The organism is Actinoplanes sandaracinus (assembly GCF_030009775.1).
GTDB classification, from domain to species: domain Bacteria; phylum Actinomycetota; class Actinomycetes; order Mycobacteriales; family Micromonosporaceae; genus Actinoplanes; species Actinoplanes sandaracinus.
Genome location: NZ_JASCTH010000006.1, coordinates 332,252 through 338,965, shown reverse-complemented (window position 1 = coordinate 338,965; position 6,714 = coordinate 332,252). Strand labels below are relative to the sequence as shown.

At 67.9% G+C, this 6,714-nt stretch carries 5 protein-coding genes; 3 read left to right on the top strand and 2 right to left on the bottom strand.

Annotation, left to right across the window (positions count from 1 at the left end):
- Window positions 1-501 precede the first annotated feature (501 nt).
- Window positions 502-1,674: a calcium-binding protein gene (locus QLQ12_RS11890; RefSeq protein WP_282759380.1), complete on the bottom strand. Its 1,173-nt coding sequence runs from the start codon at window positions 1,672-1,674 to the stop codon at window positions 502-504.
- A gap of 529 nt (window positions 1,675-2,203) precedes the next feature.
- The gene (locus QLQ12_RS11885; RefSeq protein WP_282759378.1) at window positions 2,204-3,700 is read right to left on the bottom strand and encodes a serine hydrolase domain-containing protein; all 1,497 of its coding nucleotides are present in this window, start codon (window positions 3,698-3,700) and stop codon (window positions 2,204-2,206) included.
- Between the two features lie 86 nt (window positions 3,701-3,786).
- Between QLQ12_RS11885 and QLQ12_RS11880 the strand changes: the two genes are divergently transcribed.
- The 3 genes from QLQ12_RS11880 (at window position 3,787) to QLQ12_RS11870 (ending at window position 6,707) form a co-directional block, all read left to right on the top strand.
- Complete coding sequence (locus tag QLQ12_RS11880; RefSeq protein WP_282759377.1) at window positions 3,787-4,878, top strand: sensor histidine kinase; 1,092 nt, start codon at window positions 3,787-3,789, stop codon at window positions 4,876-4,878.
- A complete protein-coding gene (locus tag QLQ12_RS11875; protein ID WP_282759376.1) occupies window positions 4,875-5,528 on the top strand; it encodes a response regulator in 654 nt (217 codons plus the stop codon). The genes QLQ12_RS11880 and QLQ12_RS11875 overlap by 4 nt, the downstream gene beginning before the upstream one ends.
- 339 nt (window positions 5,529-5,867) lie before the next feature.
- Window positions 5,868-6,707: a hypothetical protein gene (locus QLQ12_RS11870; RefSeq protein WP_282759374.1), complete on the top strand. Its 840-nt coding sequence runs from the start codon at window positions 5,868-5,870 to the stop codon at window positions 6,705-6,707.
- Window positions 6,708-6,714: the final 7 nt, after the last annotated feature.

Below are 6,714 nucleotides of genomic sequence, written 5' to 3'. Positions count from 1 at the left end.
CAACTGCTCGGCCAGCCGCCGGATCGTCGGTTTGGGGTCCGACTCGCGATACAGGCGCACGGCACGCGCCCGCAGTTCGTCGGGGTACTTCTTCGGTGCTGCCACAGATGCTTCCTTCCCATGATCAGTCGATCATGTTTGAGAAGCTCCGTTGAAGCGGGGGGAACTCATGCGGTAGGACTCTGTCAAGCCAGTCGCTGGCCGCGCCGACTCGCTCGTAGCGGGTACGCCACTTGGCGGGGGTGTCGGGTCGGCGCCGGATCCGCGGCTGCAATCCGCCGCCGTGCGGGCTGCGGAAGTCGATGTCGCACTGGGTCTCCCACTGTCCCGCCGGCTGGTCGCATCGGCAGTCGGACGACCACGGTTGCAGGGGTAGGCCCCAGACCGGGCCGGTGAGCGCGGCGAGGAACTGCGCGTGAACGCCACGAAGGGACGTCGTCCGAATCCAGCGGCCACGGCTGCACGGCAGTACAGAGATCGACGCTGATCTCACCTGACGTGTCACCAGCGCTGGAACGTCTCGCAGGAGATCAAAGTGACGGTCTCGTATCGGCCGTTGCACACGTCGTTGTCCGCGCCGCCGTCGAGGAAGCCGACACCGTAGTAGACGAATAGGACGTCGTCGCCCGCCTCGCCGTAGAGCTCATTGTCGCCGTAGCCGCCGTGCAACTCGTCGCTGCCGCCGCCACCGAGGATGGCGTCGTTGCCGTCAAAGCCCCAGATCGCGTTGGCAGCGGCGTTGCCGGCAAGGCGGTCGTTGCCCGAGCCGCCCTCGAGGACTTCGATGTCGGCACCGACGGTGTCGTGCTCGCCGGCCACACCGTCGTCGCCGGGCACGCCATCCAGCGAGACGGTGAGGGGCCTCCTGTACAGCTGGTAGGAGACCGTGTCCCGGCCCGCGCCACCGAGCAGCACATCGGCGTAGACCTTGCGGTCGTCAGGGTCGCCGAGCAGCTGGTCATCGCCGGCGCCACCCTCGATGCGGTCCGCGCCGTACCCAGCGTTGAGTAGGTCGTCGCCGTTTCCGCCGTACAGCTTGTCGTTGCCGTTGTCCGCAAAGAGGAAGTCGTCGCCGTTGCCGCCGTGGATCACGTCGTGGCCGGCACGGTCGGGCGCGGTGACGCAGTCGCTGTCGCCGAGGACTTGGTCGTCGCCGTCACCCGCCGAGACGAAGTCGGACCCGTCACCAGGGTAGATGCGGTCGTTGCCGCCCCCGCCGTAAATCTTGTCGTTCCCGGCCGACCGGTCGCAGGCGTCCTCGCCGTGCAGGACATCTGCCTTCGGGCCGCCGACGATCGTGTCGTTGCCCGGGCCGCCGTACGCCTGCGTCTTGAGGTCGCTCTTGTTGACCACGGCATCGTTTCCGTCGTAGACGTTGACGATCACCTTGGTGGGTGCCTTCTTCGTCTTGCAGCGGACGCGGGTCTTGTCGCCCTTGACCTGCTTGCAGTTCTTGCCGGGCTTGACGGCCACCCGATCGTCGATCGTGACGGTCCGCCCGGAGCGGGTGATCACAACCCGGTTCTTGACCTTGGTGTCGGCCGAGAACGTCACTGTGGTGGCACCCGCGGTCACCCATCCATAGCTCGACGCCATAGCGGGTTCGGCGACGGCCGTGGTGGCAATGGCGGTGGCGGCCGAGAGCAGCAGGGCCGACCAAACTTTGCGTGACATCGAACAGTCCCCCGATATAGATGCCACTGCATCCTAGGGACATGACGATCTCCGGGCGAGCGCGATCAGAGCAGGCGGCCCATCCGGTCGGAGGGAGCGGCCCGGAACCGGTGATCAGTGCCATCCCGTCGACGAGCCGGAAAGGCCGTTCGCCGACACTGTGCTCCAGTGATGAAGCACGCGCCGAGAGCGGGAGGATCGTGGACGCCTCGCCCCACGACCATCCCGGGCAAGCGCGCGGCCCGCAACGTTGCTCAGTACCGGTAGATCAGGTCGTAAGCCAGCTGAGGGTCGAGATGCCGGGCCGGCGAGTTGGAAGCGGCGCCGCAATTTCCTTCGAATTCGCCGGGCGCCTTGACCCAGAGTGAAAGTTCGCTAACGCCGGCTTTGCGCTATGGCGACCCTGCCGATCCGGTGCTGTGCGGCGTTGCACCATTCACCAAAGCGACCGCGGCCATGATCGCATCGCCCACCGTTCGAAGCGGAAACCTCGGCACCACCGCGCAATATCCGCGGCAGAAGCGGATGCTCAGCCAACGCTGTCGTCGGTCGGCGGCCGGAGACTAGCGTTCCGCATGCGGATGGCGGCCGTCACTGCCTGAGCCGATCGGAGCAGGCGTGTGCCGAGAACCGCGGCGCAGCCCGATGTGGCGACGATGAGCAGGAGCGTGAAGGTGGGATACAGGTAGGCGGCCTGGATCCATGAGATGTCGCGGCCGCGATAGAGCGTGCTCACCACCTGGTGCAGCGTCAGGAGCAGCAACGGTGGAAGCAGGTATGGCAGCAGTCGGGCGACTGTGGAGGCGTGGCGGAGTCTGTGGTCACGCGCCCAGCGACGCGCGTGTCGGACTCCGCGAACGGACAGGACCAGGACACCGAGGGCGAGCAGGAGCAGGGCGACGTCGAACCAGATGAGTGGTGCAGGCCCTGCGGGTGCGGACGCTGGCCGGTCCTCGATCAGGTCGATCAGTCGGGCGCCGAGGGTCGGCGCGTCGCCGTACTGGCTGCCGGCGTTTGCTATGACGGCGATGCCGTAGCCCTGTGCTGGCAGTAGAGCCTGGTACGCGGTGATGGTGCTCAGCCCACCGGCGTGGTCGATGAGGGGTGCGCCGGATTCGGTTGTTTCGATGTTCCAGCCAAGGGCGTAGGAGCTGTGCGCTGGCGGATGGTGCATGGCGGTGATGGCGGCCGGCGAGACGATCGCCGTGCCGTCCGGGCCACGGCCCTGGTTGTTTTGCATGGTCAACCAGGCGGCCATGTCGTGTGCAGTGCTCAGCACCCCGCCTGATCCGTTGCCGAACGCCGGCGGTTCAGGAAGGGCGAGGGCAACCCCGGCGATCATTCGGTGGCCGCGGCTGCCGGCCGGAAGTTCGTCGGCGGTGCTGATGGTGCGGCTGTCGGTCATGTCGAGTGGCGTGAAGATGCGTTGCCGGAGGTATTCGTCGAAGCTTTGCCCGCTCACCACCTCGACGAGGCGGGCGGCGACTTGATAGTTCGGGTTGTGGTACTCGAAGCGGGACCCGGGGTCCGTGGCCAGTCGGGCGCCACGCATCGACGCGACCGCCTCCTGCAGGGTGTGCAGCGCGGGCCCGCTGAAAGACCGGTACGTCGCGTCGGACATGCCGGAGGTCTGGTCGAGCAGCTGGCGCACGGTGATCGCGGCAGCACGGTCGTCGGCCATGGTGAATTCCGGCAGATGATCACGTATGGGTCCGTCCAGCCGGACCTGACCGGCTTCCACGAGCTGCATGACTGCGAGCGCGGTGACGGATTTGCTGAGCGAGGCGACGGGCAGGACGGTGCGGTCGGTGACGGCTTCGCCGTCCGCGGTGTGCCCGTAGCCGGCCGTGTGCACGACGTCGCGGCCATGGACGATGGCCACTGCCGCCCCCGGTATCCGGGAGGCGTCGAGGTACCCCCGAACGACGGCGTCGATCGTGGCGGCATTCACTACGGCAGCGTGGGCGGGAACGGCCGGAACCGCGGGAACGGTGAGCAGCAGGGCAGCGAACGAACGGATCAGCACTCCCCGAGTTTCGGCTGCGAGGCGTCCGTTCAGCATCGGACCGTGGTCCGAGGCGCTGCCGTGGCCGCGTCGCTACGGTGGGGGCCGTGGTGTTGTGGCGATGGGCGCTGGTCGGAGCCGACGTAGCGGTCGGGGCTTCGGTGATGGCTGCCGTGGTGCTGATGAGGCCGGTGTCGGGCTGGTCGGTGTGGTGCCTCGCCGCGCTGCTCGGTCTGCCGTTGACGGTCCGCCGTTGCTGGCCGGTTCCGGTACTCGCAGTGGTGTTGGCGGCCGGTGGCACAACCGTGATCGTGGGGGTCGGCGCCGAGGTCTCGGTGTACGCGGTGGCGTTCGCGGTGTACCCGGTCGCGCTGTCGTCGGCGCGAGCAGCGTACTGGGCTCTCGGCGCGGCTCTCAGCGGTGTCCTTGTTCCGGGTCTCGTCGACACTGTCATGGCCGGGCTGCCCCTGGTTCCGGCCCGCGACGATGTGGAGTCGTTCACGACCGCTCCGATGCCTGTTGCCGCTTACAGCACCGCGGTCATCGCCGGATCATGGGCGCTGGCCTGGGCCGTCCGCGGTCATCGCGGACACGCCGTCCGGCTCGCGAAACTGCAGACCGCCCACGCAGTAACTGAGGAACGGCTGCGTATCGCCCGTGACGTCCACGATGTCGTCGGGCACAACCTGAGCTTGATCGCGATGAAAGCGGCGGTGGCGAGCCATCTGGAGACCGATCGGCAGGCAGCATTGCATACGATCGAGCAGGTCAGCCGGGCCGCCCTCGACGAAGTCCGAGCGGTGCTCGGCGGACTGCGCGATCCGACCCACCTGGCGGACACCGGCCTTGAACGGCTCGTCGAGCAGACCCGGGCCTCCGGTGTCGCCGTCACCATCCACCAGGGCGACATGTCGTCACTGCCGGCCGACCTGCGAGTGTCGGTGCACTGGATCGTGCAGGAAGCCCTCACGAACGTACGCCGTCACGCGTGCGCCACCCGGTGCCAGGTCACCGTCGAGATGACGCGCGACACCGTCGACCTGACAGTCCTGGACGACGGCGTAGCCCGGGCCGGTTCGCCCGGGCACGGCCTACTCGGCATGCGAGAACGGGCCGCACTGCACGGCGGCAGCCTCAGCGCCGGCCCCGAACCATGCGGCGGGTTCGCCGTCCGAGCGAAGCTACCGATCCCGGCATGACCACCAACCGGCCCCTGCAGGTCTTGCTGGCGGACGACGAGGCACTGTTTCGCCATACGATCCGCGACCTCATCAACGCGACACCCGGCATGACGGTGATCGCCGAAGCCACCACAGGCCGTGAGGCCGTCACCCTCGCCGCCGCTCACCGCCCCGACGTCGTGTTGATGGACGTCCGGATGCCCGACTTGGACGGCATCGCCGCCACCGAGCGGATCACGGCAGCCGTCCCCGCACCGCAAGTGCTCGTGCTGACGACCTTCGACCTGGACGACCACGTCTACCAGGCAATGCGGGCGGGCGCGAGCGGCTTCATTCTCAAGGACATCACCCCGCCCCGCCTGCTCGACGCGATCCACACGGTCGCCGCCGGTGAAGCACTGCTCGCCCCGAGCGTCACCCGTAGGCTCATCGCCGCGTCACTACGCCGCTCCGCTCCCCACCGCACCCTCGACGACGTGACGCGACGAGAACGCGACGTGCTCATCCTTGTCACCCGCGGACTCTCCAACGCCGAGATCGAGGCGGCCCTGCACATCAGCCGCGGCACCCTCAAGACACACATCGGGAGTCTGCTGACCAAACTGCGGGCGCGGGACCGGGCGCAGCTGGTCATCGCCGGGTACGAGGCCGGGCTCGCCGACGGCTAACTGCCAGGGCCGCTGGTCCACGATGCGCGACGGACCCCGGCAACTGTCGGGTATAGACGATTGATCGCGTACCCGACTGCTATCGAAGCTGGCTGATGCCGTTTGCAGCCCACCGCCGACTCTCTTCGTGCCGCACCGGGGAGGGTCGGCCCGAGCCACTGCTGACAACGGCCTGCTCGTGAACGATGGCGACGCGCTGTACCTGTCAGGCGCACAAGGGCCCGTAGAGCTTCCCGGTCGAATCCAATATGGAGAGCACTCTCACGTTTCGCCTTCCACTTACACACCGCTATGGCACGCTCACCCGGCCAGTACCGTCTGGCTACTATGGAGGGAGCTGTGGCATTGCGACGCATCACCATGCGCGCTTCACAACCCGAGGAACCGGGGTCCGGTCCGCTCGGCACGCCGGGACAACGCCTGCGCTGGGGCCTGACGATCGCTGTTTCGACAGCGGTCGTCGCTTTCGGGGTGGCATCCTGGTCGGCGAACGCCGCACCTGGCAACTCGCCGTCGGCGACGCCATCCACCAGTACGACTGCGGCTGACCAACCGCGCGTCAGCAACCCGCGGGCCGCCGCGCCGCGGGCCACCGGGGTAGGCAGCGACGCACTGTCCGCGTCGGAGGTCGACCGCGCCCGCACGATCGCGGTGGACCCTGCACTGTCCGCGTCGGCGACCGACGTGACCGGCGCCCAGGGACCGGAGTTCCTGTCCTCGGACCTCACCGGAGCCGGTTCGGCGCAGCGTTCCGGCGGCACAGCTGGAGCGGGCCGTCAAGCAGAGCTCTACTTCTACGACTACACCGCCAACAAGCTGGTCAAGCAGGTCGTCGACCTCAGTACCGGAAAGCTGGCTGGTTCGTACTCCGCATCCGGGATGCAGCCGCCCGCATCACAGCGGGAAGTGGCCAAGGCCGTGGAACTACTGCTGGCCGACGAGCTCGGCAAAGATCTCCGGGACAGATTCGCCGCAGCGGCCGGCCGCCCGTTCACCGGGCCGGATCAGATCGTGACGACCGCACACACCTACAAGGCCCGCCCGTCCGACTCGGGTGCCCAGCAGTGCGGCCAGCACCGCTGCTTGCAACTGATCGTGCAGGTCGCCGGCGGTCGGTACATCGATCTCAACCACATCATTGTCGACCTTTCCGGGCGCACGGTCGCCCGGCTGTCGTGAGCAGGGA

Bases quoted from the DNA above. Each gene is read 5' to 3' on its own strand.
- QLQ12_RS11875 (WP_282759376.1), top strand. From the start codon at position 4,875: ATGACCACCAACCGGCCCCTGCAGGTCTTGCTGGCGGACGACGAGGCA.
- QLQ12_RS11890 (WP_282759380.1), bottom strand. From the start codon at position 1,674: ATGTCACGCAAAGTTTGGTCGGCCCTGCTGCTCTCGGCCGCCACCGCC.